Here is a 23902-nt window from a genome sequence, read left to right as displayed (position 1 = left end):
AGGCCGGCGCTCAGGCGCACCCGTACCGGCCCGTCGCCTGTGCTATTTTCGCCGGATGAGCACGGCACGTGACCGGTGGCTGGACGAGGGGTTGAAGGTTCTCGCGGAGGAGGGTGCGGCGGGAATCCGCATCGACCGGATCGCCGCCCGGCTGAAGCTGTCGAAGGGCTCCTTCCACCACCACTTCGACGGCGCCGAGGGATACAAGAAGGAGCTGCTCGCGCACTTCGAGCGCCTCTCGCTCGAGACGCTCGACCGTGCCATCACCGAAGCGGCCGGCCCGACCGACGCCCGCACCGTGCTCGCGCACCTGACGCGGCTCGTCCGCCCCGACGGCACCGGCCTCTACCGGCCCGAGCTCGAGATCGCCCTGCGGGCCTGGGCCACCTGGGACGCGGACGTCCGCGCTGTGCAGACCCGCCTCGACGAGGCCCGGCTGGCCGCGCTCCAGAGAGTGTGGCGACCGGCCGTGACCAGCGACGACGCCGCCCGCACCGCGGCCCTGCTGCCCTACCTGCTGGCGGTCGGCGCGACCGTCGTCTTCCCGCCCATCGACGCCGACCGGCTCCGCGGCCTCTACGAGCTGCTGCTGCCCCTCGTCCCGGACACCTCGGAGGCGGCGAGCCGGTAAAGGAAGGCATTTCTGCCAACCTTTTCCGGCACCGCCGCGTTGACGCCATGTGAGTGATCCAACCGAAGACGCCGCGTACGCCGCCTTCGTCGAGGCGGCCTGGAGCAGGCACATGGCAGTCGCCGTCCTGCTCACCGGCGACCGTCACCGGGCCGAGGAACTGCTCCAGGACTGCCTGGTCCGGCTGTACGTACAGTGGCGGCGCGTGGGCTCCGCCGACCCGCACGCCTACCTGCGACGCATGCTGGTCAACGGGAACGTCAGCGGATGGCGGCGGCGCCAGCGGGAACAGCCCCGGCGGACCACCTTCAGCCCCGGGACCCGGGCCGCCCTCTTCCGGCTGCTCGCCGGGCAACCCGCGATCAAGTCGATAGGAGATGTCACCGATTCGCTGGGCCGCCCGGGGACAGCTCTGGCGCTGACCACGGCGGACAGGGGGGACGGTGCGGGCGAGTCACGACTGGTCGTGGACCGCGGCACGGCGGAGCTGCTCTGCTACGAGTTCCGTCCCCAAGGGAAGTCGGAACCGGCCTTGCGGGTCACCTATGAGGACATGGGCTGGGTCGATGGCCTGGGCGAGCGCCCTGACGGCAATTGACGCCTGTGAGAGCCCCTACTGGCCGGGCCGTGACGCCAGCCAGCCGCGGGACGACGGGAGCCATACGAGAACGAGCATGCATGCCGCGCACCCCGCGGCCGCCAACGACAGGGCCGAGCGGAGGACGACGACGCTGTCGACCGCGTCGTACACCCACAAGCCAAGAACCGGCAGCGTGACCAGGGCGAGCGCCACGTGCGCCCTGCGCTGCCGGGTGGCCAGCAGCAGGCTCAGCGCCAGTACGAGCAGGCCGGCGCTGGCGACGACGTGGCCGCGCATGACGAGTTCGGCGTGGACGGCGCTTCTGTAGAGGTCGGCGGCCAGCAGTCCGGGCGCGCCGGCGTCGGGCACCTCGTCCGGGCCGCCGATGATCGTGCCGGCCAGGGCGGCCACGCCGGACAGGGCGGCCAGCGCGGCGAGGAGCCCGCTCGCGGCGATCGTCACCGGCCGCGCCGTGTCCGCCCGATGCCTGGAGCGCGCCGGCCGCGCCGCGTCCGTCCGATGTCCGGGGTAGGCCGGCCTCGCCGGCGCCACGAAGCGATGAGTGGCCATCAAAGGGTCTCCTTCGAGCACATAAGAGTTCATGGCAAGCCTGGCACCGGCGTACGGGCGATCGAATCTGCCGCGCGACTGGCCTGCGCCCATACGCGCCCAAACGCGCCCATCCGTGCCCGGCGCCCTCTTGACGTGTCCGGCCGATAGGTGCTTCTTTAGGTAAAGACATACCTAAATCAATAAGCAGGTGCCCGGCGATGACAGAGTCCCGACCAGCCCACGGCAGAGCGATCAGCATCCAGGAGTACCGCGAGCTGCTCCCGAACATGCGCTCCGTGACGGAGTCCAACGAGGTGGCCTCCGTCCTCACCGCCGACGACTACTTCAAGGTCGTCAACAAGCCGGACACCCGTCCGGCCTTCTGGAAGTTCGCAGACGTCCGCGCCACGCTCGACCGGCTCGCCGAGGAGCCGCTGCGCGAGGCCGAGCGGCGCTTCTGCACGACGGTGAACGCCGACACCGGCGAGCTCGTCGGCGCGACGCCCTTCATCTTCATCGGCTGGCAGCTCATCCACCCCGGCGAGGAGGTTCCTCCGCACCGGCACAACTCGGTCGCGATCTACCACATCCTGGAGGGCAGCGGCTACACCGCCGTCCAGGAGGGGGGCTCGACGTGGGCGAAGTACCACTGGGAGAAGGGCGACACCCTGGCCTGTCCCGCGTGGGCGTACCACGCGCACTACGCCGAGGGCGACGCCGACACCCTCATGTACGTCGTCCAGGACATGCCGATGATGGCCGCGAGCCGCACCCTGTTCTGGGAGGAGCCGCTCGGGCAGGAGAACATCCGGCACATGGTCACCGGCACGAGCCCCTCGTGGAGTGTCACCCGTAAGCAGGACGACGCCGATGCCTGAGATCGTGCGGCAGCCGGTCGTTCTCGGTGAGCAGGGCGCCGGAGGGTTCCTCGTCAGTGACGGCAGCGGCGGCGGGGAGCGGCCCGCGCTGGTGCTCACCACCGCGATCGCCGGCGTCAACGACTACGTCCTGCGGCAGGCGGACCGGCTGGCCGCCGACGGCTACGCCTGCCTGGTGCTCGACTACTACGCCCGGCAGGGCGGCAAGGCTCCCGACCTCAGCGGCCTGGACAAGGTCATGCGGGCGGTCGCGTCGCTGTCCGACCCTCAGGTGCTCGCCGACATGAGCGACGCGGTGACCTGGCTCAAGGACCGCTGGTACGGCGGCGTCGGCGTGCTCGGCTTCTGCATCGGCGGCACATACGCGCTGCTGGCCGCCTCCCAGATCCCCGACCTGAGCTGCGCGATCACGTTCTACGGCATGTTGCGTTACACCGAGCTCACCGAGAACAAGCCCGTCTCCCCCCTGGAGACCGCCGCCAAGGCGGCCTGCCCGGTGCTCGGCCACTTCGGCGAGACCGACCATCTCGTCCCGCCGGCCGATGCCGCCGAGCTGGCCGAGCGGCTGCGCGGCAAACCGGCCGAGATCTACACCTATCCGGGCGCCGGTCACGCCTTCCATGAGGACTTCCGGCCGGAGGTGTACCGGCCGGTGGCCGCGACCACCGCATGGGCCCGTACCGGGGCGTACCTCTCGTACTACCTGCCCCCGCGTACGTGATCGACTGGGTGCGCCTGGCCCCCGCGGGCGCGCTGCCCCCGCACGAGTCGGTCACCGTCGAGGTCGACGGTGACCGGATCGCCCTCTTCCACACCGAGCACGGCTTTCGCGCGCTGGGCGGGTCGTGCCCGCACATGGGCGGCCCGCTCAGCGAGGGAGACGTCGGCGACGGCGCCGTCACCTGCCCCCTGCACGGATGGCGTTACGACCTGACCACCGGAGAGCGGCTGGACCGCCGGGGCCAGCCCGTCCCCACCTACCCCGTCGAGGTCCGGCAGGGCTGGCTCTGCCTCGGACTGCCCGCGCAAGACAGGAGCTGAACCCCTTTGAAGATCGACAACGTGGCCGCGAGGCTGGTCGTCGTGCCTCTGGGCGCTGCCAGGGGCGGATCGGGCGCGACCAGCGTCCAGGTGCTGCACGTCACCGTCCACGACACGGACGGAGCGAGCGGAACCGGCTTCACCTACGCCCTCACCGGCGGCATCGAAGGCGCCCACGCCATCGTCACCTCCCTCTACACCCCGGCCGTGACCGGCCTCGACCCCCTCGACTGGGAGCGCACCTGGCACCGGCTCTGGGCGGCCACGCACCGCGTCGGCCGGGGGGTCGCGCTGCCCGCCCTGTCGGCGCTGGACATCGCCATGTGGGACCTGCGCGCCCGCCGCGCGGGGCTGCCCCTGTTCCGGCTGCTGGGGGCGCACCGCGACACCGTCCCGATCTACGGCAGCGGGCGCGCCACCCACCAGATGAGCGACGACGACCTCGTGGCCGGCGCGCTGTCGTACGTCGAGGAGGGCTATCGGGCGGTCAAGCTGCGCGCCGGCGCGCACGGCGTCGAGGCGGACGTACGGCGGGTGGCGAAGGTCCGTGAGGCGGTCGGCCCCGAGATCGTCATCATGGTGGACTGCAACGAGCGGCTCACCGCCGCCGACGCCCAGCGGCTGGGCCACCGCCTCTGCGAGTACGACGTCGCCTGGATGGAGGAGCCGCTGCCGTCCGACGACGTCAGAGGCCACGCCCTGCTGGCGGCGCGCTGCCCGGTGCCGATCGCCGTCGGCGAGCACCTGCTCGGCAGGTACGAGGCCAAGCAGTACCTGGACGAGGGCGCCTGCGCCGTCCTCATGCCGGACGCGCCGCTCGCCGGCGGGATCAGCGAGTGCCTGCGCATCGCCACGCTCGCCGAGGCGTCCAGCGTCGCGATCAGCCCGCACTTCCTGCCCGAGCTGCACGTCCACCTCGCCGCCGCCGCCAGGTCCGCCACGTACGTCGAGCACTTCCCGCTGATCGACGACCTGCTCGCCGAGACGCTCACCGTGCGCGGCGGCGTGGCCGTGCCACCGGACCGGCCCGGCCACGGCATGCGCTGGGACGCGGACGCGCTGGACCGCTACACGGTGAAGGGCTGACCATGAGACTGGCGATCTTCGACGACTGGCGGCTCGGCCTCGTCGGCGCGGGCGGCGACACGATCAGGGACGTCACCGCCGCCGTCCCCGAGCGGCGGGACGCCGACCCCCACGGCGCCGGCTGGTGGCTGCGGCTGTGCCGGGACCTCCCCGCGCTCAGGCCCGCCCTGGACGAGGCCGCGCGGCAGGCACCCGCCCGCCCCCTGAGCGAGGTACGGCTGCGCGCCCCCGTGCTCAACCCCGGCAAGATCATCGCGTGCGCGTCGAACTACGCCGCCCACGTCGCCGAGATGCGCGACGTCGTGCTCCCCCGTCACGCGAGCGCGCCGCCCTCGTGGCTGCTCGACTTCGACGTCTTCCTCAAGGCGCCCAGCTCCGTCAGCGGCCCGGCCGACCCGATCGTCCTGCCCGCGCTGGCCGCCGGCCGGGAGATCCACCACGAGAGCGAGCTGACCGTCGTCATCGGGCGCGGCGGCAAGAACATCGGGGAGGACGCGGCGCTCTCCCACGTCCTGGGCTATCTCATCGGCCTCGACATCACCGAGCGCGGCGACGGCGACCGGTCCCGCCGCAAGAGCCACGACACCTTCACCCCGCTCGGCCCGTGGCTCACCACCGCCGACGAGGTCGGCGACCCCCAGGCGCTGGACATCGAGCTGCGCGTCGGCGACGCCGTACGCCAGAAGGTGTCGGCCAGGGACATGGTCACGCCGGTCGCGCGCATCGTCTCGCACGCGTCGGCGATCATGACGCTGGACCCGGGCGACGTGATCATGACCGGAGCGCCGCCAGGGGTCGGCCCCATCGTCGCCGGCGACCTCATCTCGGTCTCCATCAGCCGGCTGGGACACATGACCGTCCCTGTCCGCGGGGCCGGCTCACCCACCTGAACGCGCACGGCCCCGGAAAGGGGATGTCCGGATGAGCGTCGTCCTCCCTGCGGTCTCACGCCGCCCAGCCCTCCTCATCACGCTGCTGTGCTGGTCGGCCATCGTCTTCGACGGCTACGACCTCATCGTCTACGGCAGCGTCCTGCCGGTGCTCGAATCCGAGCCCGGCTGGGCGCTGGACGGCACGACGCTGGGCGTCATTGGATCGCTGACCTTTCTCGGCATGCTGGTGGGCGCTATCACGGCCGGCGCGCTGAGCGAGCGGTTCGGCCCCCGCGCCTGCATGCTGGCCTCCATCACGCTGTTCTCCCTGTGCATGATGGGCTGCGCGCTGGCGGGCTCGCCCGCCGCGCTCGCCACGAGCCGGCTGCTGACCGGCATCGGCCTCGGCGGGCTGATCCCGACCGCCTCGGCGCTGCTGATGGAGTACGCGCCGCCCCGCCACCGCACCCTCACCTACGCGCTCGCGCTGTCGGGCATCTCTCTCGGCGGGGTGCTGGCGGCCATGCTGTCGGCGGCGCTGCTGCCCTCCCCCGGCTGGCGGGCCCTGTTCTGGATCGGCGCCTGCCCGATCGTGCTCATCGTGCCACTGGCGTGGCGCTACCTTCCCGAATCGCTGAACCACCTGGTCCGGACGGGCCAGCACGAGCGGGCCGCCACGCTCGCGCACCGGTACGGCCTGACCGTCCCGGAGCAGAGGACGTCATCGGAACCGGACGCCCGGTCCCTCTTCCGCGGCCGCGACCTGGCGGCCACGCTGTGCTTCTGGGCGGCCACCTTCCTGGCCCTGCTCACCTGGTACGGGCTCGGCACGTGGCTGCCCCGCATCATGCTGTCCGCCGGATATCCGCTCGGGCCGGCGATCGGCGCCCTGCTGGCGCTGAGCATCGGAGGAACGCTCGGGTCGTGGGCCACCGCCGCGGCCGGTGACCGGTTCGGGCACCGCGTCACGGTCGTCGCCTCCTTCCTGCTGGTCGCGGTGTCCCTGCTGGCGCTCAGCGTCCCGCTGGAACCGCTGATGTTGTACGCGCTGCTCGCCCTGGCGGGCGCGGGAGCCGTCTCCAGCCAGGTGCTGGTGAACAGCTTCGTCGCGGCGTACTTCCCCGCCCGCCCGGCCGCGGCGCTCGGCTGGTCCCTCGGCATCGGGCGTACCGGCGCCATCGCGGGGCCGCTGGCGGTGGGCGTCCTCATGGACGCGCAGGCGTCCTACACGTGGAACTTCTACCTCTTCGCGGCCTGCGCCACGCTCGGCGCCGTCGCCGCGCTGCTCGTACCGCGAGCACTGGGGGACGGCACCGGTCGTGTGACTGATGCACGGCGATCATCGCGTGCTCAATAGTGTGACCCGTCGCAAGATCCGAAATCCCCCCGAGGAGAACACCTCATGTCGATGATCAAGCGTTTCACCGCCGCCCTCGTCACGGTCGCGGCCATCTCAACGACGGGCGCGCTCATGGCCGGCCCGACCTCCGCGGCGTCCGTGCAGGACAGGACGTTCGGCGCCTGCGCGGAGCTGGAGGCGACCATCTACGGCTTCGCCAAGGTGGGCAACGACTGCGAGGTCGCCATCCAGGGGACCGTCGTCCTGACGGACGGCACCACCATGCCTTGCCAGTGGATCCCGCCACACGTCAGCAGGGGCTTCTTCTGGGACGGCCTCGTCCGGGGCGACTACGCCAAGGACTGCCCCGCAGAGTGACGACGACCGCGATGGCAGAACGATCTATCGCTGTGGCAGGGCCGCTGTCGGGCCCGTACTGGCCGCTCGCCCGGGAGATGGGCCGGGCCGTGGGCATGGCGGTGCGGGAGCACGCAGCGCAGGACGTACGGCTGAAGGTGTTCGACGACAAGGGAGACGTGGGCGAGGGCGAGCGGGTGGCGCGCGCCCTGGCCGGGGACGCCTCGTGTGTCGGCGTGATCGGCCACTACCACAGCGACGTCACGCTGGCGGCGGCGGAGGTCTACGACGCGGCCGGACTGCCGGTGATCGCTCCGGTCGCGTCCCATCCCGCGCTGACCGGGCGCGGGATGCGGCACGTCTTCCGCTTCACCAACCGCGACGACCGTACCGCCCGGGCGATCGCCCTCCACCTGCACCATCGGCTCGGCAAGCGGTCGGCGGCGGTGGTGGCCGCGCGGACGGCGTACGGCACCAGCATGGCCGCCGAGTTCGAGCGCGCCTTCACCGCCCTGGGCGGCCGGATCGAGGACCGCTACGACGTTTAAGCGTTCAAGCTTCCGCCGCCGCAAGCCGACGTCGTCTTCTACGGCGGCTCGTCCGAGGGGGCGCGGCTGGTGCGCCACCTGCGCGAGCAGGGCTCGAACGTCCTGCTGGCCACGGGCGACGGCTGCTGGGACCTGGACGGCTTCGTCCGCGCCGCCGGAGCGGCCGCCACCGAGGGGGAGGGCACGCTGGTGTCGTCGGCCACCCCGCAGATCGGCGAGGTGCGGGGATCGCGGGAGTTCGCGGCCCTGTCGAGCGCCGGTACGGGCCCGTCGCCGGCTACGCGCTCAACGCCTACGACGCCGCCCGCATGCTCCTGCGCGCGGTCATGACCGGCGGCGACCGGGAAGGAACGACGGCGGCGCTGCGGGAGCAGCGGTTCGACGGCATCGCCTACCGTGCGCCGTCGGCATGGGACCCCTTCGGGGACAATTTCGCGACCGTCACCGCGCTCCATGTGGTGGACGACGGCGGCTTCCGCCAGGTGGCCGAGTATCCCGTCGTGTGATTAGGCAGAGGTGCCGCCGAGGTCGTCCCCCGGCGGCACCACGAGCTTTCCCCGCGCGTCAGTCGTTCACGTCGTCAGGGTCCTCCTCGACGTTGTCCTCCGCGCCGTTCCACGGGTCCACGTTGACCTCGTCCTCGCCGTGATCGGCCGTGTCCTCCTCGGGGATGGGATCGAGCGCCGTCAGCTCGGCGGCGACCTTCTCCCATCGGGCGTCCGGGTCCAGGGAGGCGTATTTCGCCACCAGGGCGTCGGGCTGGGCGGAGGCGAGCGTCGCCGACAGCGCGGTCTCGTCCTTGGACTCCAGAGCGCGCTGGGCGGGGATCTCCTCCCCGGCGGTGACGCCCTTGGCCTCCCCGCTGCCGATCACCCCGCGGTCGTAGGGCAGGATCGCCTGGGCGGCGATCGGCTCCCACGAAAGGCTGTCCGCCTTGCGCGTGATCGGAATGAGGTAGGTGTGACCGGTCTCGACCCGCGGCGCACCGTCGATGACGATCTCCCTCCGGGTCGCACCGCTGAACGACCAGCCTGCCACGTCAAGCGTGAAGCTGGTCGGAGGACGGGACCACGAACCGTCTGACTTCTGGGTCCAGAGGGTCTTGCTCACCGTCATGCGTACGCTTCGCCCGATGTAGCCTTCTCCGGCGGCGGCGGCCACTGCGGACGGTGTGCCCTCCGTCTCGTTCGACGCTGTGGCCACCACCACATGGTCCGCGTATCCCGCCCAGTCCGCGAGCCTGGCGAACGGCAGGCGGGGCGACCCTTCGGCGACGATCAGGTCGGGCTCGGGCTCGTCGGTGTCGTCGGCTGCGGCACTCGCTCCGGCGGCGGGGTCGAGGTGGCCGGTCGCAGGGAGGTCGCCGGTGGCGGCGGAGGCCGCCCCTATCGTCCCGGCCAGCGCGAGCAGGAGCACACCGGCCATGACACTTGTACGAGTTCTCATTCGATGCTCCCGGCTCAGTAGGTCTTGTTGATCATTTTGCGGTTGTGAGGGCCGAGCGTTTCCGCTCCCGGCACTCCCGCCCTTGGAGGGGTGATCATGCATCCCAGCCGGGGGTCCTGGTTGTCGACCTCGGGGTAGGCCCTGTTGCCGTGGGTGAGGCCGACGGCGTGCCCGGTCTCGTGGCAGGCGTATACCTTGCCGGGAGTGGCCGATTTGAACATGACGTAGTGCTGGTCGCACTTGACTTTGTCGACCCTGTTCTCGCACCAGGTCAGCCCATGAATGCCGGCCGGGAATTTCTTGGGCGAGGTGTAAATGATGTCCGTTTCCGCAGGGCCCGAAAGAATCGGCTTCTTGTGGAACTTGAGCCTCAGGTCCGTCGTGCCGTCGAAGTCTTTCTTGAGAACCGCCTTGAGCCGGTTCCATCCCGAGGCCTCGATCTCGTCTTTGTCGTGCCAGACCGTGAGAACCTTGTTGTCGGTCTGACAGAACCTCCTCGGCTTGATCGTTTTGCCGTGGCAGTCCCACGGCGTGTTCTTCGTGGGGAACATGTTGTCGAAGTCCTGCGGCTCGCAGCCGGCAGGGCCGTCGAAGCACATCGAGGGCGGGTTCTGTGCGTCGGCGAGCGCCGTGGAGGTCGAGCCCGCGCCGGTGATCCCCAGCGCCACCAGGCACAGTGTCCCCACGACCGGCGCCCAGCGGGCACCCCGGAAAATTCCCCCGTCGCTGTTCGGCATGTTTTTCCTTCCAGCTTCATCGCCGTGCGGTCGCAGGCGACACGAGAAACGATCTCCCGGCATCCGGAAGATCGAATCCGTCGGATGACTGGCCGGAAAAAACGAACGACTTACGCTGAGTTATTACGGTGAATGGCGCGGAAATCGACCGGCGTCAGCCGGTGAGGCGGCCGCCTTCGTCGAGGTCGAGCCTGGCCAGCTCCGCCCGGGAGGCCACGCCCAGCTTCGGATAAGCCTTGTACAGGTGGTAGCCGATCGTGCGCGGGCTCAGGAAGAGCTGCGCCGCGATGTCCCTGTTGCTCAGCCCCGTGGCCGCCATGCGGATGATCTGCAGCTCCTGCGGGGTGAGCCGGTCCAGCACGCCCTCGGACGGGCGTCCCTCGCCGGTCTGGCGCTCCCCCGCCGCGCGCAGCTCCGCGCGGGCCCGGTCGGCCCAGGGGCGGGAGCCGAGCCGTTCGAAGATGTCGAGAGCCGAGCGAAGCTGGTGGCGGGCGTCGGGAGCGCCCAGGCGTCCGCCCAACCCGCCGGCGCGATCACGGCAGATGACCTCGATGCCGGAGTGGGCCCGCAGCCAGGCGGCGAAGGTGTCGCTCAGGCGATTGGGCAGCAGGTCGATGGGACGGCGGCTGTCCATGCCGACCACGACGCCGCCGCAGCGGTGCCCCTTGCGGAAAGCGAAGTCGTCAACGCCCAGCACCGCGCATGCTGCAGGGTGGGGCAGGGGCATCGCCATGATCAAGCGCAGCAGGTCGTCCGGGATGCCTCCGCGACCAGTTCCTGAGTGAGTCTGGAGCCGGGCCGGCCACCCAGCGCCAGCCCGATGGCCTCCAGCGTTCGGCGCAGCAGCAGCGTGCGGTGCCCATGCGGCACCGTCAGACCGGCGACTTGCTCGGCGAAGGTCCTGCGGGAGCACAGCGGGTTGTCGCAGAAGAAACGGCGTACCCGTGCGCGGATCACCGTCTCGCGTCCCCAAGCGCGGTATCAGCCAGCGAATGCTGAACGCTCATAGCGGCTGTGAACCCAACCCGACAGCTCGCCGCACCCCGGGCAGCACGTCATGGCCTGCGCGCACGAGGCGGAGATCCTAACGCACCACCCCTGCCGGGCAATCTGCTCAATACGGAGGTCGGACAGGTGTGGAAGGAGAACATCGAGATCATGATCCTGCACCTTCATCATGATCATCAATGGGGCCGCTTCACGCCAACTCGCGGACTTTGTGCCAGAGCCTCACTGGCTCTGGCCCGTAATCGGTGGTGGCAGTAAGTAATCTTCAGAGCCTCGTGCGGGAGCGGTGGCCAACGACGCCGACCGGCCGCGCCTCACACAGTTCCTTTCTCCTCTTCGCTCGCCAACTCAACCCCGTGGAGGACCGTCCGGTTGCTCCTCCTGTCCGCCGGTCGCGGGATCCAGGCCGGGCTGGCCTTCGGTGTGTGGGGTGCATGAAGAGAAGCGACTGTGTAGGACGCCGAATTTACGCGGATCAGTGTCTGGTGACCCGGTTGCGTAGCTTGGCTCGCTCCCGTTGCTCCCGCACATAGAACGCGGCCGAGTTCGGATCCTGTTTGCGGCGCCGCCATGCCACAAATTCACGCCAGACATCATCGGGAATGTGCTCGATGCCGCGATAATCTCCTGGCGGGCGCCGCCCGGCCTCAACCGCGCGTCGTGAGACGGGTTGCAACGACATGATGGGGAGATGCCGGTAGAAACGCACGACACGGTTCTGCTGGGTGAGCCGGACCATGGTCGGCAGGTACGAGCGATACCAGTCGGTTTCAATGATGCCTTCGAGGATCTGATGGTCGCCGGGCTGGGGCCAGTTGGGCACAGCCCGTACCTGCAACCACCAATCCGGTGGCGTGCGAGCGATGATTCCTGTGACGATCTCAAGCATATGAGGGTTACGTGGATCCGCTTCAATAAAAGGCAGGCCATGGTATTTGTCGAAAATATCCATGTCGGCACTGCGATCCTTCGGAATCTTCTGCAGGATCTCCTGGCTTGCCGGCAGCGTGCCATCATGGGCGCCCGCCAACGAGCGCCAGCCCACCGGCTCGTTGTTCTCCAGAAGAGACCACTCGCTGGTGTATCCATCCCATCGCACAGCGAAGTCCGCCGGCGGGTACACGTACCACCCGAAGCCGGACGCTGTTGTCATCGGTGAGCAAACTCGTGCCGCCTTGGCCTCCATCGAGCCGCGCAAGTCGGGGGAGGCGAGCATGGGCGGACGCACATCTGGATAGAGGTTGAAAAACTCGACCTTCACATCGAGGTTGGTCATGGCTTGCCTTTCGCGTGGGAGAGGTCAGGGGAGCGCGTCAAGATGCGCATATAGGTCGATGCGGCGAGCGGCGATCAGCGTGTTGACTTCGTCGAGATCCGGGGGGCACGGGTCCAGGAGCAGAACGGGAAGGCCGGTGCGACGCCGCACCGCTGCGGCGAGTTCGGTCCGGAGCACGCGGGACGAAAACGGCTGGCTCGGAACGGCGATAAAGTCGGCACCCTGCCACTCCTGCGCCGGGGCGGCGATGTCAGTGACCAACGCTCCGCGAGCGACGGTTTCCGCGGCGGCCTGGGTGTCTGTGAGGACGACATGACCGGCCTTGCGGCAGAAGCGCAAGATCGGCCGGCGGGGCACAGTCCTCTTCTCCATATCCGTGGAAACGACGCGCCGATGGACGAGCAGAGGGCCTATCGAGATCGGCAGGTGTGAGGGTTCGGCACCTGGCGATGCCGGCGGAAGCCCTGAATCTGTGACCAGCTCGGCCATGACGGCGGCCACGAACGCCGGATCACGCAGCCGTAGGGAGGCGAAGCTGTTGACGTTACGACGGGTACGTAGCGCGAAGACTGTGTGGTGCCCGATGGGGCCCTGGTACTGTGCCAGTTGTTCGAACCAGGTGCGACTCGCACGTGCGTCGAGCTCGGCCTGCCAGGTCAGCTCACGTCTTCGGATTTCGTACTGTCCTGGTTTACCTGTGGCGATGGCGTTGGCGAGGCAGCTCGCGTCGGCCAGCGCGAGCTCCGTGCCCATACCCGCGGAGAAGTGCATGCTGTGCGCGGCGTCACCGATGAGGATTATCTTGCCGTCCCGCCACCGGCGATTGTGGATCGAGGTGAAGGGTCGCCACGGGTACGTGTGCAGACGGACCGACTCGCCATCCAGCAGGTCGTGCAGCAGATGCGCCAGCTGGTGTTCCAGCGATGGCAGGTCCGCCCGGTCCAGGCCTTCCACGGCGAGAGCCGCGGGGTCGGCCTCGAGCACCAGGGTGCTATGTCCGGTGCTGTGCGGGTAGGCGTGCACGACCAGGGTTCCCTGCTGGAGGGAGAACAGCGCGAACATGGCGGGAAGCCGAGCCGGTGTGCTCAGCCACAGGTAGTGGCTACGTCCCAGGTGCAGTTGCGTGCCGAAATCGCCCAGGGAACGCATCGTGCTGTAGGCGCCGTCGGCCGCGACGACGAGGTCGTACTCCGGAGGGGTCCTCGCCAGACGCTCGGGAACGATGTGGATGTTGGGACGCTGCCCTATCAGCCGCATAAGCCGGTTGAGCAGAACACTGCGGCCGAGCCCGACGATATCGTGTCCCCCAGAGACGATATGGCTGACGCCTACCTGTACCCGCACCTTGTTCCACCGGCGCATCTGGGAGTCCAGCCCAGCGAAGAGCTGCCGATGAACGTCGAGCACGCGTTGCTCCAGCACGACGCCGGCCCCGGGCACCGACGTGCGCGGCTCATACAGGTCGATGATCAACTCCGGCCGGAGACCTGCGAGAAGGTAGGCGAAGTAGGCGCCTGCCGGCCCGGCACCGGCTACGGCCACGCGTCTCATGACCCGCCTTTCAGATCGAGCAATTTGTCGGCCACGAGTGTGCTGGCGAGTTCGGATGCCTGCTCGGGAGACACTCCGTAGAATGAGACGCGCAACGATTCACCGGCCAGGAAATGGCTGCCGCCCGCGAGGCGATAGCCGCGCGCGGCCAAAGCGGCCAGAGCTGCCTGTTCGGTGACGTCGGCTGTCAGTGTGAGCAGGGTGTGCGGTGCCTGTACACGTACGCGAGGTGATCCGGTCAGTTCGCACAGGGACGCGTGGAAGGCCGCTGCCGCCTTTTGCGCCGGGACAACGTTGGCCGCTTTGAGCTCGGCCAGCCCACCGCGTGCGAGAAACAGGGCCCACGCACGTTGCCAGGTCGGTGGCGGAGCGGCGCTGGCGATCTCAGGGACGGCGTCGGCGAAGAAAGTGGAGCTGTGAACCACGCCTATCCGTGCGCCGACGCCGGCGAGTTTGTGCAAGGACAGCAGGAGGTCGGCACCACGTACGGGTGGGGTGCCGGGGCCGAACCATTGATAGGTGGAGTTGATCACGACGCGTTCTCCGGCGTCGCAACGCCGTTCCATGGCAGCGTGTAGTCGAGGGGACAGCGTCGCCCCGTCGGGATTACGACAGGGAGAAGTGACGATGAGCGTCGTCCCTGTTTGAGGAGCCGGCAAGTCGTCCCATCCGACATGGTGCACTGGCCGACCTGCGCTCTCGAGCATCGGCATCATGCCCATGAAGGTGGGTCTCTCCACGAGCAGGCGTGCGGCCGTGCGGCCGTAGGTGAGGGCGGCCGCGCGTACTCCCGCCACAATGGTGAGGTGGTCGGGTTCCAGCCGTAGCTCACGGCCCAGCTCTGCGCGTAACATGTCGTCGCCTTGAGGGGGCTGCCTGCGCCAGGGCTCATGCGCCCTCGCCGCCTCCGCCGCGCAGCAGCCCCACAGCTCTCGGGTTTTGACCGGCCACACCGGTTGGGCTCCGCCGAAGTCGATCATTTTCGCAGTTCCCTCGCCAGCCATACACTGCGCGGGTCCACCTCGCCCCAGACGGTCGGCGTCATGATGTCGGTTCCGAGCTGGATCGCCATGGCAGGACCTGCGGTGACAAGGGTGAGACCCGGCGCCAGCTCCCTGTGCCGGCGAGCAGCCTCGCCACCGGTGGAGGCGAGCCTGTCCCAGCGTTGTTCGGGTACCAAGCGCCAGCATCTGCCTCTTCCGGTGTGACCGGGTGCGGCGCCGTCCGAGGTCGGCGTCCCGGAGCGGGGGCGCAGATCCGCGCTGTAGTACCTGCGTGCCACGGCCGCTTCGCGTATCGCTTGGTCAGGGGAGTTTCCGCGGGCCAGTTCGTCGCGCAGGCACAACTCGGCGATGCGTTCCGCCCGGCGAGCGCGATCCTCGGCCAGCACCTGGAGATGGCCCTGCGCTGACCCGGCCAGCGGTGAGGATCCGGCTGCCGCCAGAACGCCTTGAGGCAGGTCATGGCCTGGGTAGGCATCTTCCAACGCACTGAGCAGCAGGCTGAGCGCTTCGCTGACGTGGGCGGCTCGGCAGAGTTCTACGGTCGAGGTCCAGTCCGGTGTGCCGGTCTGGAGCAAGAGATGGAGGTCATTGACGTCCTTCATCGACAACAGCCCGTCCCCGACGGCATGCGCCGTCAGGAGCGCTATCGAGGTCTCCCTGTCCGGGACCGTGACCGGGACTCCCAGTGCTTCACCGCGGCGCCATCCGATCAGGGGCAGCAAGCCGGCGTGACCGACTGAGAATGGTCCTATGTGCATATCCACTCGAGCGACGGGCGTGGCGTTGTCCGGCAGGACAAGGGGGAGCTGACCGTAGAGCATTCCAGCGTCGTCCCACTTAAGCCATGGATATTCGCTGGTGTCCCACTGCCACCCGCGATCGCGCAGCCAGCCCACCATGGCGAGGGCGATGGGCCACGTGGGCGCCTGCAAGTCGATGTCGCCCATGTGGCGCAGGTCAGGGCGCGGGTACAGATCGCGATAGGCCAGCCCCTTGATGACCCGGCAGCCGCATGCTTCGGCTTGTTCGAGCACGGACATGGTCACCGGCAACGCCTCGGCGATACGCAGGCTGTCCTGTCGTCGATCTTCGTCGAGCAGCTGGACAAGTGTGGCCAGGCTTGCGGTGAGTTCGGCGTTCTCCAGATTCGCCAGCAGGAGGTTCACTACTCGCCAGCGGATGGCGATGTCGGCCAGAACGGTCGGATCGTGCCCACTGAGGTGGTCGACCGCTTGCTTGGCCGTGTCGGGGTCGAGATCGACGTGAGACAGGAGGCTAAGAGCATGCCATGGGGAGGTCATCACGACATCACCACGCAGGCGGGAAGTACATGGAGGTGCCCAGCACGGCCGTCTCCCAGTCATCCAGGTCGATCCCCGAGCCTGTGAGCGTCCCTCTGACGCTGCGCAGGTCGATGGGTCGGTCGAAGTCGGCTTCGAGCACGTCGAGAAGCGGCGAGGCCGTAGGATGGATCATGCTCGCGAGCTTCCGGCCGGTGGCCGGGTCGCCGAGGTGCCCCATGGCCGCCAGGCGGCCGGCTTCGGATCGCGCGGCCGAGCCGAGCTGTGGCCACAGTGCCAGCAGCACCCTGGTGCGTATGTCCGCCAGGACGTCACCGAAAAGGCGGTTCTCCACGCGCCGCCGGGATGTCACCGCGATCAGGTCGGGCAACTCGCGCGGATCATTCCACACATGGTGCGCGTCGTCCCCGGTGAGCAGGAGGTCCGATTCACGAGCGGCGTCGGCTGGGCTGTCGGAGGTGTGCAACAGGCTCATCACGACGTTGATCGCGCGGAGGTCATGCCGGATGGTTCCCGGCGCGGCGTCCTTAGGATCTGATGCGCCTTTGGCCGCGGTGGCTCTGGCGTAGATGTCGCCAAGATCCGGGCGTACGTCGGCCAGGCGCAGAAGGATGCTCGGGCCCAAGGCGAACAACAGGTCCAGGCATCGAAAGCGGTACGCCTGGCTGCTGCGCACCATCGCCAGCTCGTGCATGGTGTCGATCTGGTGCGATGTCAGTTGCAGACAACGCCAGCCGTCGGGCCGCAGTCCCGCGGTCGCGAAGCGTTCGAGAATGGGGCCGACGAGGTGGCGTCGTACGGCATCGGGGCCGATGAGACAGAAGACATGTCGGTCCCAGCATGCAGGCATGGTCTTGTACCTCCCTTATGCGCGGGGCAGTCTGGTCATGGCTGCGTACACCGGCCGGGCTCGAGCTCCACGCGACGTCTTGGCCCGGACCGCGCCCAAGCCGTAAGCGATGGAAGTGATGCCGAGTTCGGGTGCTGCCGCGGCCGGTTCGTAGAAGCACGTGGCGAAGTACGTCAGTCCCGCTTGCGAGCGGGTGTAGTCGGTTCCGGTGAGCAGCGCCGTCCATTCCGGGCCGTCACGGGCGAACAGCGCGAAACCGAGCGGGTGGGTGTCCTCGTACGCCTCGAACACCAGCAGTTCCGCCGGGTCGAACACGGCACGCACGCCGGTCAGGAAAGCTTGCTCCCGCTCGGGGCTCGGCGTCCGGCCGTACTTGCCGACGAGCTGGGACCTCATGCGGGCCAGGGCGGATTCGTCGTCCGTCAGAGCTCGCCGAATGACGCGTACCCCGCGGCTGGACAGCGCGCGCAGTTCCCTGCGGACTTCTCCGCGGCGCTTGCGCGGCATCCTCTCGAGGTAACCGGTGAGGTCGTGCCAGGTGACGTTGAGGTCGCAGCGATGCGTGAGCGGGGCCACCCACCATCCTCGTGCACGCATCGCGGAACGGAGAGCGGCATAGTCCGGGTGCAGGTACGTCATCACGATCGACCGCAAGCATGCCTCTTCCGCCCACGCATGCACGGCGTCCAGATATCGAGTGGCTGTCGTGACATCGGACGTGGATGTCCCGACAGGAGCGGTGTCGTACGTCGGAGTCATCAGCAGCAGACACGGGTAGACCGCTTCAACCGGCACGTCATGCCACGGGGCAGGGCCATCGGTCAGGAGGCCTTCCGCGCGTGAGGCGCCGCTGAGTATGGCATACGGTTCGAGACGTCCGTGCAAGCGTGGCTCGGCCAGGACGGCTCCGCACATGGCGAAGAGGGTCTCGGCCGAGCGGCGAAGCGCGAACGTCCGCAACGGCGCTCCAATGCGGTCGTCGGTCAACCGGATCCAGCGCTCACTCCGGCTCGCTCTCGTGGTGGTGTACGCGTCCCAGCCGGGCATCACCCCATCGATCACCTCAAGCGAAGTGACGCCATTCGTGAGCACGAGTCATCGCCTCCGCGTCCAGTAGGCCCAGGTCTGGTACGGCACGCTGACGGTGTCGCCCTTCGCTGCCTGCTCCGAAACAATGGCTGAGATCTTCTCCCGCACCATCGAGCGGTCGTGCTCGGCGAGACCGGCAAAGACGCTGGAGGTCAGTACGAGTTCGGCAAGCCCATCCCGTTCGATGACGTGGTGGTGAACCGCGCGCGCCCTACGTATCGGCGTCCATCGAGCGGCAGGGAACAGGTGCGACATATCACCTGGATCGAAACCTCTGGCGCGACGTGGATCGCGAGCGCGGCTGATCTGCTCGATGCGGTCGAGCCACGGGACGGTGTTGTCAAAGATGTTCCACAACATCAGCACCGTCCCCCCGGGACGCAGGACACGATGCGCTTCCTCTGCGGCCAGGCGCGCCTGGAACCAGTGCCACGCCTGGCCGGCCGCGAGGAGGTCGGCCACATGATCTTGTAGGGGGAGCTGTTCGGCTGCCCCGCCGATCGCGTGCAGCTTGGGACCTATGGGAATATGAGCTCGCATGCTGCTCAGCGGTTCGATCGCGATGATGTGCAGGCCCTCGCTGGCCAGCTGAACGGCCAAATGGCCGGTTCCGCTGCCGATGTCGACGGCGAGGCCGCCCCGGCCGGTGCCCGTCTCTCTCAGGACCCGGCGCAGCAAGGGCCCACTGTAGCCTGGGCGCAGACGATCATAGGACTCCGCAACCCGGTCGTAGGCCGATGCCGCCCCGCCGCCGCTCAACGCGGCATCTCCTTCCCTGTCGGGGCTTCAGGAACGGGGAAGGGATGGATGCCACGCTCGTTCATGCGGCGTAACGCCTCTGTGACCCCGGCATACCCACCGTCGACGCCCACCATCACGGGCACCTTCGGAGTGTGGGCCGCTGCCAAGGCCGTGAACGCTCGCCAGTCCACGTCGCCGTCACCCGGCGGTCCGCCGGAGTCTGTGGTGCCGTCGTTGTCGGAGACATGGAGGTAGCGGATGCGGCCGCTCAGCTCGGAGAACCATTCAGCGAGGGGAACGTCGCCGAAGACGTGCGCGTGACCGATATCGAGGCAGATCCCGATCTCCGGCACGGCGTCGGTCAAGGCGAGGAGCAGATGGGGATCGGGGTCCCACATGTTCTCGATGAGGATCGGTACATCCGTGCCAGCGGCGACAGCCTCCCAAAAGGGGATGTTCGCCTCCAGCCACCACTCCGTGTATTCCGGCAAGGTCGTACACGGCAGGAAGTTGGTATGAAACACCACCAGCTCGGCGCCGACACGTTCGGCGGCCGCGACGCTCTGCTGGACCCGGAGACGGGCGATCGCCGCCACATCGGGGTCGGGGCTGTGAACATAGAGGTCGAAGAAGGCGCCGTGGACATGGACGGGGCCCGGCACCTTCCTCATAGAGACTGCCAGGGCGTCGAGTTCGTCATGGGTCAGAGTCGACAGGACGCCAGGGTGAGCGAGATGAACGAGCTCGATACCCAGATGCTCCTGCTCAGCCAGTCGGATCACGTCTTCGAAGTACGGATCTCTGGGCTGGATGACCACCGGGGCGGCCCGGGATTCTGGATTACCGAATTGCGTCATCGGAATGATGCGATCGGGGCGTCTCCTGCGGGGTGACCAGATGTCTTGCCAGGAAATCACGCCAGCGATGGGCGATCTGGCTGCCGGCCGCGCCCCTCAGGACGAGGTCGTCGAGATCCGCGTCATGCTCGAAGGGACTTTCGACGCGGTGGCGATTCCCGATGCGGCGGAGCCCGTCGAAGAGGGTGACGTCCATTCCGGGCAGCGAGTCGGCCAGCAGATAAGCCGCGTAGTAGAAGATCGTCCGGCCTCCGCTGTGGCTGGGAGCACGCGCCTCGTAATTCTCCACGGAGAAGGTCGGGAAAGCTCCATCGCCGATCTTCTTGGGGATGCGATGCATGGGATAGACGAATGTAGTCTCACCGATGGGCCGGAACGGCACGGGTAGCGGCAATTCTCCGATGGACACCCGGGCGAGCGCCTCAGCAACCACGTCCTCCCGATTCGCGCCGATCGCCACCGTGTCGGCTCCGGCTTTCGCGGCGTAGGCCGAGAGAACCTTGCGCAGCAGCCAGGTGCCGAGGAACTCCAGATCGGCGTCGGGGAACGTGGCGGCGAAGTCGGCTCGCAAGGCATCCAGGGAACGCACGCCCGCCAGCATGGCGGCGTGGTCGGCGTCCACCACCTCCAGTGTCAGGCCGAGGCTCGCACACAGTTGTCTGGCGTTCTCCAATTGCGTGTCCCAGTCGGGAATGCCGAGCATCATCACGGGGTGAATGTCAGCGACTTCCAAGCGACCCGAGTCGATGAGAGAGGCGAGGAGGACGTTGGAGTCGCCGCCTCCGGACGTACCCACGACGACGCGACGGTTGAGGCCTGCCGGCCATGCGTCAAGGACCTCGCACACCGCCGTCCGGACAAGGTCCATGCACTCCTCCGGGCCCAGATAGGTCTGTACGGGTTCGAAGGCCCCGCGCTCTGGGCTGGGGAACAGCCATTCGGTGGAGGCGGACGCCGTCCGATGCTCTCTGCGCGGCCCAAACCGCATGAGCCCTGGCAGGTCGATGTTCCGGGTCACGCGCAGAATCACGGTGCGGCCGTCGAATGCCTCGTCATCGACCCTGGTGGCGGTGGGCACGAATCGCACTTGGCGCGTGGATGGCCCGTGCTGCACAGGTTCGGTCACATAGGAGAAGACGGCGCTCAGCGGAACCCCGTGGCGGCGCAGCACTGACTCGACCGTTTCACCCGGTGAGCTTTCGAGCGCAAAAGTTCCATGGTTGGTCTCGAGCCGAATGTCAACCGACATGCTCCATACCCCCTCGACGATTGGCCGGGAAGGCGGCGGCCCGCCTCCCCGGTTGGTGCGGTGATCAGGCCCAGGCGAGCGCCGAGTGGCAGCAGATGACGGATTCGATACCGCTCGTTGTCACCTGCGCGGGGTACTGCCCCATCACGCCGAGGGCGAGGGCACTGGCGGGCAGGAACCGGGCGTCCCGGACGATGCCGGAGGCACCGACTTCCTGCAGATCGTGCGCTGACTGGGAGTGCAGCTTGTCCATCTCTCCTCCTCTTGGTTGGGAGATCTTCCGCTATGGGTACGCCTGCCAACCCGCGAATGTATGCCTGGGTGCCAGGCGTCCGGAAGACTCGCACCTCGGGTGGCCGTGATGTTGACTAGGTGGGCGTCGGAAGTGAAGACGACCAGTCAGGCGACGGATTCGCGCCAAAATCCTCCTATGTACGGTCGAGGCGATCGCGACGGTGCGCACGCACAAGCGACGCTCCGACACATGCAATGGGGGAAATCCTTGGACCATTCCATGGCTTTCGATCTGCTGTTTGTTCGCGTCATACCCGACCTCAAACGCCGAATCATGGGAACCGCACATCACGCAACCGACATCGACGACGTCATCCATGATCTTTATTTGAAGTTGCGATCCAGCGCGGCACATGAGGCCGCACTGCTCCATCCGAACCCCCGCGCCTATCTCATTCGCGCGGCCCTGAACCAGATGTACGACAACCTGCGGAAGGCGAATCGGCGCCAGCGGCTTGCGAATGCCTTCTTTGCCGGCGCTGAGGACGCATGGGATGGCGGCCTGGCAAATCGCGAGGACGCCCTGCTGGTCAGCGCCGCGCTTGGCGAGCTGACCAGGTCCGAGGCGGCAGCCGTGGTGCTGATCGACCTCTGCGGACAGACGATCGATCAATCGGCACAGATGCTGGGACTGCACCGCGGCACCGTGCACCGCAACCGGCAACGGGGACTGAGGCGCCTGCGTGCCCTGCTGGGCAACCTCGGATACCCCCCGAGGGCAGATAGTTAGGGCTTTCGCGGTGCCGTCACGTACGTGAGTTCTCAGGATATGAGGACGAGATCCAGTAGAACGGTGATTGATGTGCTGGCCAAGACCCGTCTCCGGCTTGTCGCCAGCGACACACCGGCCCCGAACGCGCTCCCGCAGACACTTACCGCTTAACCTGCAGAAACAGGATCACTCGAAGATCGATTCATACACCACGTCCTTGGACGTGACCGTCTTCGGCCACACCAGCGGAGGCGAGAGGGGCTATGCCCGACGCCTGCTGCACCTGCTGACGCCCGCCACCTCGGCGATTTCACCCTGAACACGATGTATCGGCAACTATCGCGCTGGCCCGCCAGCCAACTCGTCCGCAAGATCAAGCCAGGCGTCTACACCGCCGAGCCGTGCTCCACAGCACTCTTGCCAACAGCTCAAAAACCCTTAACTACCTGGTCTTGGGGGAAGCCCCTCGGCGCGTGAGGACTGATAGCGAGGTCGCCTTCTTGCCGGACTCACACATTCAACCGAGCCGGAACGTACACCTGATGTGGAGAACAAGGTGCTGCATGTCTCCAGGGAACTCGGTGACGATTGGGCCCAACTCATCGGGCGCGCTCCCCATACGGCCAGCCAGCGCTGGCTGTCCTTCGGTCAGAGCCGGGTACCGGAGTCCTTGACCTTCCGGCTGGTGTCGCCCGGCGGGACCGACCTGGCGATGCGCGGCCTAATTCAACAGGAGCCGGGGTCACGCCCCTTCAACGACCCCTATCTGATCGCATCGGGCCAGGCCACTCAGGATGGCCTGGCCGTGACAGGACCTCATCCCTGGCAGACTCGGCGCGCTCAGGAGGTCTTTCCGAGCCTCGTGATGATGTATCCCAACTATGACGCCTTTCCCGTCGGCCCGCTGGCGGCCGACAGCGGCGCGCTCGCCTCATTCGCTGACCAGGTAGGGGATTGGGCGCGCCGGCAAGGCTTCCGAAGTGTGACCTACCTCTACCTGACGCCGGAGGCAGACGCGCTCAGGGCCGTTCTGCGCGACAAGGGTTACGACGTGTTTCCCCTGGCAGCACGCTCGAACATGACGGTGACCTGGTCAGACATCCCTGAGTACCTCGCACAACTCCCTCGCAAGAGGCGCGGTGAGGTGCGCCGTGAGCTACGCGCCCTGGAAGCCGCCGGAGTTCGGGTCCGGCCACGACCGCTCGCCCCAGAAGAGCCCGGGCTGGTCCGCCTCCGCTCTCAGCTCATGTACAAGTACGCCAGCGTCGCCGACGAACAGCGTGAGCGGCACTGGTTCGCCCGAGTCTGGGAGCTGTTCGGCGACGACGCGACCGTCTTCGTCGCCGAACACGCCGCATCTCCGATCCAGTTCACGCTCTTCGTTCAGGACGGAGCCGTGTGGACCCCGTTGCTGACCGGGACGGACTACGCACATGGCGCCTCCCGGCTTGCATACTTCGCGACCGCCTTCTACAGCCCGGCCGCCCTGGCCCCTCAACTGCGCATCCGCCGCATCAACTACGGTCTTGGCGCCTCGGAAGCCAAGCGGCACCGAGGCTGCCACGCCGTACCTCTGTACGCCGCCGTCACCTGCGGCCATCCCACCGGCCCGAGATCCGGCGAGGGCAGCACGCACTCGACACAAGGAGAGTCTCATGCTGAGTAAGCACGTACTGACGGAGAATGGGCAGGTCCTGCTCATAGAGAACGTCTCACCTGCGGACACCGAACGCGTCGCTCGCGAATTTTATGAGGGGGTGGGCGGTGCGGACTTCTTTTACCGGCTTGCCACTGCGTTCCATCAGCTGGTGGCCGACGACCCCCTGCTGTCGCCGCTGTTCCCCGGCAGCGTGGAGCGTCAGGCCAATCGCCTGGCACGCCACTACATCCGCATGTACGGCAC

Annotated in this window: 29 protein-coding genes and 1 pseudogene; 15 read left to right on the top strand and 15 right to left on the bottom strand. The window is 67.9% G+C overall.

Annotated features, from left to right (window positions below; all coding sequences use genetic code 11):
• Window positions 1-55 precede the first annotated feature (55 nt).
• Window positions 56-631 (top strand): TetR/AcrR family transcriptional regulator, encoded by a 576-nt coding sequence (locus tag AB0J64_RS44525; RefSeq protein WP_364041764.1) that lies wholly within the window; start codon window positions 56-58, stop codon window positions 629-631.
• A 49-nt stretch (window positions 632-680) separates the two neighbouring features.
• Window positions 681-1229, top strand: coding sequence for a sigma factor (locus tag AB0J64_RS44520; RefSeq protein ID WP_364041762.1), 549 nt, complete (start codon window positions 681-683; stop codon window positions 1227-1229).
• Window positions 1230-1244: 15 nt separating this feature from the next.
• On the opposite strand, the gene AB0J64_RS44515 is transcribed toward AB0J64_RS44520, so the two are convergent.
• A complete protein-coding gene (locus tag AB0J64_RS44515; protein WP_364041760.1) occupies window positions 1245-1781 on the bottom strand; it encodes a hypothetical protein in 537 nt (178 codons plus the stop codon).
• Window positions 1782-1981: 200 nt separating this feature from the next.
• Between AB0J64_RS44515 and AB0J64_RS44510 the strand changes: the two genes are divergently transcribed.
• From AB0J64_RS44510 to AB0J64_RS44465, 10 genes are all read left to right on the top strand, one after another.
• Entirely contained in the window at window positions 1982-2641 is a 660-nt protein-coding gene (locus AB0J64_RS44510) for a cupin domain-containing protein (protein WP_364041758.1), read from the top strand.
• Window positions 2634-3362, top strand: coding sequence for a dienelactone hydrolase family protein (locus AB0J64_RS44505; RefSeq protein ID WP_364041756.1), 729 nt, complete (start codon window positions 2634-2636; stop codon window positions 3360-3362). Before AB0J64_RS44510 ends, AB0J64_RS44505 begins: the two co-directional genes overlap by 8 nt.
• Entirely contained in the window at window positions 3359-3682 is a 324-nt protein-coding gene (locus tag AB0J64_RS44500) for a Rieske 2Fe-2S domain-containing protein (RefSeq protein WP_364041754.1), read from the top strand. Before AB0J64_RS44505 ends, AB0J64_RS44500 begins: the two co-directional genes overlap by 4 nt.
• A 6-nt stretch (window positions 3683-3688) precedes the next feature.
• A complete protein-coding gene (locus tag AB0J64_RS44495) occupies window positions 3689-4768 on the top strand; it encodes a mandelate racemase/muconate lactonizing enzyme family protein (RefSeq protein WP_364041752.1) in 1080 nt (359 codons plus the stop codon).
• Between the two features lie 2 nt (window positions 4769-4770).
• On the top strand, window positions 4771-5658 hold the full coding sequence (locus AB0J64_RS44490; protein WP_364041750.1) for a fumarylacetoacetate hydrolase family protein: 888 nt from the start codon (window positions 4771-4773) through the stop codon (window positions 5656-5658).
• A 31-nt stretch (window positions 5659-5689) separates the two neighbouring features.
• A complete protein-coding gene (locus AB0J64_RS44485) occupies window positions 5690-6997 on the top strand; it encodes an MFS transporter (protein WP_364041748.1) in 1308 nt (435 codons plus the stop codon).
• Between the two features lie 45 nt (window positions 6998-7042).
• Window positions 7043-7357, top strand: a complete 315-nt coding sequence (locus AB0J64_RS44480) for a hypothetical protein (protein ID WP_364041746.1) — start codon at window positions 7043-7045, stop codon at window positions 7355-7357.
• A gap of 11 nt (window positions 7358-7368) precedes the next feature.
• The gene (locus tag AB0J64_RS44475; protein WP_364041744.1) at window positions 7369-7884 is read left to right on the top strand and encodes an ABC transporter substrate-binding protein; all 516 of its coding nucleotides are present in this window, start codon (window positions 7369-7371) and stop codon (window positions 7882-7884) included.
• Between the two features lie 69 nt (window positions 7885-7953).
• Window positions 7954-8214: a hypothetical protein gene (locus tag AB0J64_RS44470; protein ID WP_364041742.1), complete on the top strand. Its 261-nt coding sequence runs from the start codon at window positions 7954-7956 to the stop codon at window positions 8212-8214.
• Complete coding sequence (locus AB0J64_RS44465; RefSeq protein ID WP_364041740.1) at window positions 8193-8390, top strand: hypothetical protein; 198 nt, start codon at window positions 8193-8195, stop codon at window positions 8388-8390. Before AB0J64_RS44470 ends, AB0J64_RS44465 begins: the two co-directional genes overlap by 22 nt.
• A gap of 58 nt (window positions 8391-8448) precedes the next feature.
• Here the strand turns inward: AB0J64_RS44465 and AB0J64_RS44460 are convergent, their stop codons facing one another.
• The 14 genes from AB0J64_RS44460 to AB0J64_RS44395 form a co-directional block, all read right to left on the bottom strand.
• A complete protein-coding gene (locus AB0J64_RS44460; RefSeq protein WP_364041738.1) occupies window positions 8449-9330 on the bottom strand; it encodes a hypothetical protein in 882 nt (293 codons plus the stop codon).
• 14 nt (window positions 9331-9344) lie between these two features.
• The gene (locus AB0J64_RS44455) at window positions 9345-10067 is read right to left on the bottom strand and encodes a hypothetical protein (protein WP_364041737.1); all 723 of its coding nucleotides are present in this window, start codon (window positions 10065-10067) and stop codon (window positions 9345-9347) included.
• Window positions 10068-10221: 154 nt separating this feature from the next.
• The gene (locus tag AB0J64_RS44450; RefSeq protein ID WP_364041735.1) at window positions 10222-10764 is read right to left on the bottom strand and encodes a LuxR C-terminal-related transcriptional regulator; all 543 of its coding nucleotides are present in this window, start codon (window positions 10762-10764) and stop codon (window positions 10222-10224) included.
• A 38-nt stretch (window positions 10765-10802) separates the two neighbouring features.
• The gene (locus tag AB0J64_RS44445; protein ID WP_364041733.1) at window positions 10803-11024 is read right to left on the bottom strand and encodes a hypothetical protein; all 222 of its coding nucleotides are present in this window, start codon (window positions 11022-11024) and stop codon (window positions 10803-10805) included.
• Window positions 11025-11550: 526 nt separating this feature from the next.
• On the bottom strand, window positions 11551-12351 hold the full coding sequence (locus AB0J64_RS44440; protein WP_364041731.1) for a DUF6065 family protein: 801 nt from the start codon (window positions 12349-12351) through the stop codon (window positions 11551-11553).
• Between the two features lie 24 nt (window positions 12352-12375).
• On the bottom strand, window positions 12376-13902 hold the full coding sequence (locus AB0J64_RS44435) for an FAD-dependent monooxygenase (RefSeq protein ID WP_364041729.1): 1527 nt from the start codon (window positions 13900-13902) through the stop codon (window positions 12376-12378).
• Entirely contained in the window at window positions 13899-14882 is a 984-nt protein-coding gene (locus tag AB0J64_RS44430) for an aminotransferase class I/II-fold pyridoxal phosphate-dependent enzyme (RefSeq protein ID WP_364041727.1), read from the bottom strand. The genes AB0J64_RS44435 and AB0J64_RS44430 overlap by 4 nt, the downstream gene beginning before the upstream one ends.
• Entirely contained in the window at window positions 14879-16207 is a 1329-nt protein-coding gene (locus AB0J64_RS44425) for a nucleotidyltransferase family protein (RefSeq protein WP_364041725.1), read from the bottom strand. Before AB0J64_RS44425 ends, AB0J64_RS44430 begins: the two co-directional genes overlap by 4 nt.
• A 7-nt stretch (window positions 16208-16214) precedes the next feature.
• Entirely contained in the window at window positions 16215-17057 is an 843-nt protein-coding gene (locus tag AB0J64_RS44420) for a nucleoside-diphosphate kinase (protein ID WP_364041723.1), read from the bottom strand.
• A 15-nt stretch (window positions 17058-17072) separates the two neighbouring features.
• Window positions 17073-17633: a GNAT family N-acetyltransferase gene (locus tag AB0J64_RS44415; RefSeq protein ID WP_364041721.1), complete on the bottom strand. Its 561-nt coding sequence runs from the start codon at window positions 17631-17633 to the stop codon at window positions 17073-17075.
• Between the two features lie 519 nt (window positions 17634-18152).
• Entirely contained in the window at window positions 18153-18824 is a 672-nt protein-coding gene (locus AB0J64_RS44410) for a class I SAM-dependent methyltransferase (protein ID WP_364041719.1), read from the bottom strand.
• Between the two features lie 77 nt (window positions 18825-18901).
• A complete protein-coding gene (locus AB0J64_RS44405) occupies window positions 18902-19744 on the bottom strand; it encodes a sugar phosphate isomerase/epimerase (protein ID WP_364041717.1) in 843 nt (280 codons plus the stop codon).
• On the bottom strand, window positions 19728-20993 hold the full coding sequence (locus AB0J64_RS44400) for a hypothetical protein (protein WP_364041715.1): 1266 nt from the start codon (window positions 20991-20993) through the stop codon (window positions 19728-19730). Before AB0J64_RS44400 ends, AB0J64_RS44405 begins: the two co-directional genes overlap by 17 nt.
• Before the next feature lie 64 nt (window positions 20994-21057).
• Window positions 21058-21246, bottom strand: coding sequence for a hypothetical protein (locus tag AB0J64_RS44395; RefSeq protein ID WP_364041713.1), 189 nt, complete (start codon window positions 21244-21246; stop codon window positions 21058-21060).
• Window positions 21247-21507: 261 nt separating this feature from the next.
• On the opposite strand from AB0J64_RS44395, the gene AB0J64_RS44390 reads away from it, so the two are divergent.
• From AB0J64_RS44390 to AB0J64_RS44380, 3 genes and pseudogenes are all read left to right on the top strand, one after another.
• A complete protein-coding gene (locus AB0J64_RS44390; protein ID WP_364041711.1) occupies window positions 21508-22017 on the top strand; it encodes an RNA polymerase sigma factor in 510 nt (169 codons plus the stop codon).
• Window positions 22018-22543: 526 nt separating this feature from the next.
• Window positions 22544-23665: a hypothetical protein gene (locus AB0J64_RS44385; RefSeq protein ID WP_364041709.1), complete on the top strand. Its 1122-nt coding sequence runs from the start codon at window positions 22544-22546 to the stop codon at window positions 23663-23665.
• Window positions 23655-23902, top strand: a pseudogene (locus tag AB0J64_RS44380) (hypothetical protein); the annotation flags it as partial. The gene AB0J64_RS44385 and the pseudogene AB0J64_RS44380, both read left to right, overlap by 11 nt.

This window comes from Nonomuraea sp. NPDC049695 (genome assembly GCF_040674955.1).
GTDB lineage: Bacteria > Actinomycetota > Actinomycetes > Streptosporangiales > Streptosporangiaceae > Nonomuraea > Nonomuraea helvata.
Note: the sequence above shows the minus strand (reverse complement) of the source record. Positions and strands in the feature narration are given on the sequence as shown.

Bases quoted from the DNA above. Each gene is read 5' to 3' on its own strand.
- AB0J64_RS44525 (WP_364041764.1), top strand. From the start codon at position 56: ATGAGCACGGCACGTGACCGGTGGCTGGACGAGGGGTTGAAGGTTCTC.
- AB0J64_RS44515 (WP_364041760.1), bottom strand. From the start codon at position 1,781: ATGGCCACTCATCGCTTCGTGGCGCCGGCGAGGCCGGCCTACCCCGGA.
- AB0J64_RS44510 (WP_364041758.1), top strand. From the start codon at position 1,982: ATGACAGAGTCCCGACCAGCCCACGGCAGAGCGATCAGCATCCAGGAG.
- AB0J64_RS44505 (WP_364041756.1), top strand. From the start codon at position 2,634: ATGCCTGAGATCGTGCGGCAGCCGGTCGTTCTCGGTGAGCAGGGCGCC.
- AB0J64_RS44490 (WP_364041750.1), top strand. From the start codon at position 4,771: ATGAGACTGGCGATCTTCGACGACTGGCGGCTCGGCCTCGTCGGCGCG.
- AB0J64_RS44485 (WP_364041748.1), top strand. From the start codon at position 5,690: ATGAGCGTCGTCCTCCCTGCGGTCTCACGCCGCCCAGCCCTCCTCATC.
- AB0J64_RS44480 (WP_364041746.1), top strand. From the start codon at position 7,043: ATGTCGATGATCAAGCGTTTCACCGCCGCCCTCGTCACGGTCGCGGCC.
- AB0J64_RS44475 (WP_364041744.1), top strand. From the start codon at position 7,369: ATGGCAGAACGATCTATCGCTGTGGCAGGGCCGCTGTCGGGCCCGTAC.
- AB0J64_RS44465 (WP_364041740.1), top strand. From the start codon at position 8,193: ATGCTCCTGCGCGCGGTCATGACCGGCGGCGACCGGGAAGGAACGACG.
- AB0J64_RS44460 (WP_364041738.1), bottom strand. From the start codon at position 9,330: ATGAGAACTCGTACAAGTGTCATGGCCGGTGTGCTCCTGCTCGCGCTG.
- AB0J64_RS44455 (WP_364041737.1), bottom strand. From the start codon at position 10,067: ATGCCGAACAGCGACGGGGGAATTTTCCGGGGTGCCCGCTGGGCGCCG.
- AB0J64_RS44440 (WP_364041731.1), bottom strand. From the start codon at position 12,351: ATGACCAACCTCGATGTGAAGGTCGAGTTTTTCAACCTCTATCCAGAT.
- AB0J64_RS44435 (WP_364041729.1), bottom strand. From the start codon at position 13,902: ATGAGACGCGTGGCCGTAGCCGGTGCCGGGCCGGCAGGCGCCTACTTC.
- AB0J64_RS44430 (WP_364041727.1), bottom strand. From the start codon at position 14,882: ATGATCGACTTCGGCGGAGCCCAACCGGTGTGGCCGGTCAAAACCCGA.
- AB0J64_RS44425 (WP_364041725.1), bottom strand. From the start codon at position 16,207: ATGACCTCCCCATGGCATGCTCTTAGCCTCCTGTCTCACGTCGATCTC.
- AB0J64_RS44420 (WP_364041723.1), bottom strand. From the start codon at position 17,057: ATGCCTGCATGCTGGGACCGACATGTCTTCTGTCTCATCGGCCCCGAT.
- AB0J64_RS44405 (WP_364041717.1), bottom strand. From the start codon at position 19,744: ATGACGCAATTCGGTAATCCAGAATCCCGGGCCGCCCCGGTGGTCATC.
- AB0J64_RS44400 (WP_364041715.1), bottom strand. From the start codon at position 20,993: ATGTCGGTTGACATTCGGCTCGAGACCAACCATGGAACTTTTGCGCTC.
- AB0J64_RS44395 (WP_364041713.1), bottom strand. From the start codon at position 21,246: ATGGACAAGCTGCACTCCCAGTCAGCGCACGATCTGCAGGAAGTCGGT.
- AB0J64_RS44390 (WP_364041711.1), top strand. From the start codon at position 21,508: ATGGCTTTCGATCTGCTGTTTGTTCGCGTCATACCCGACCTCAAACGC.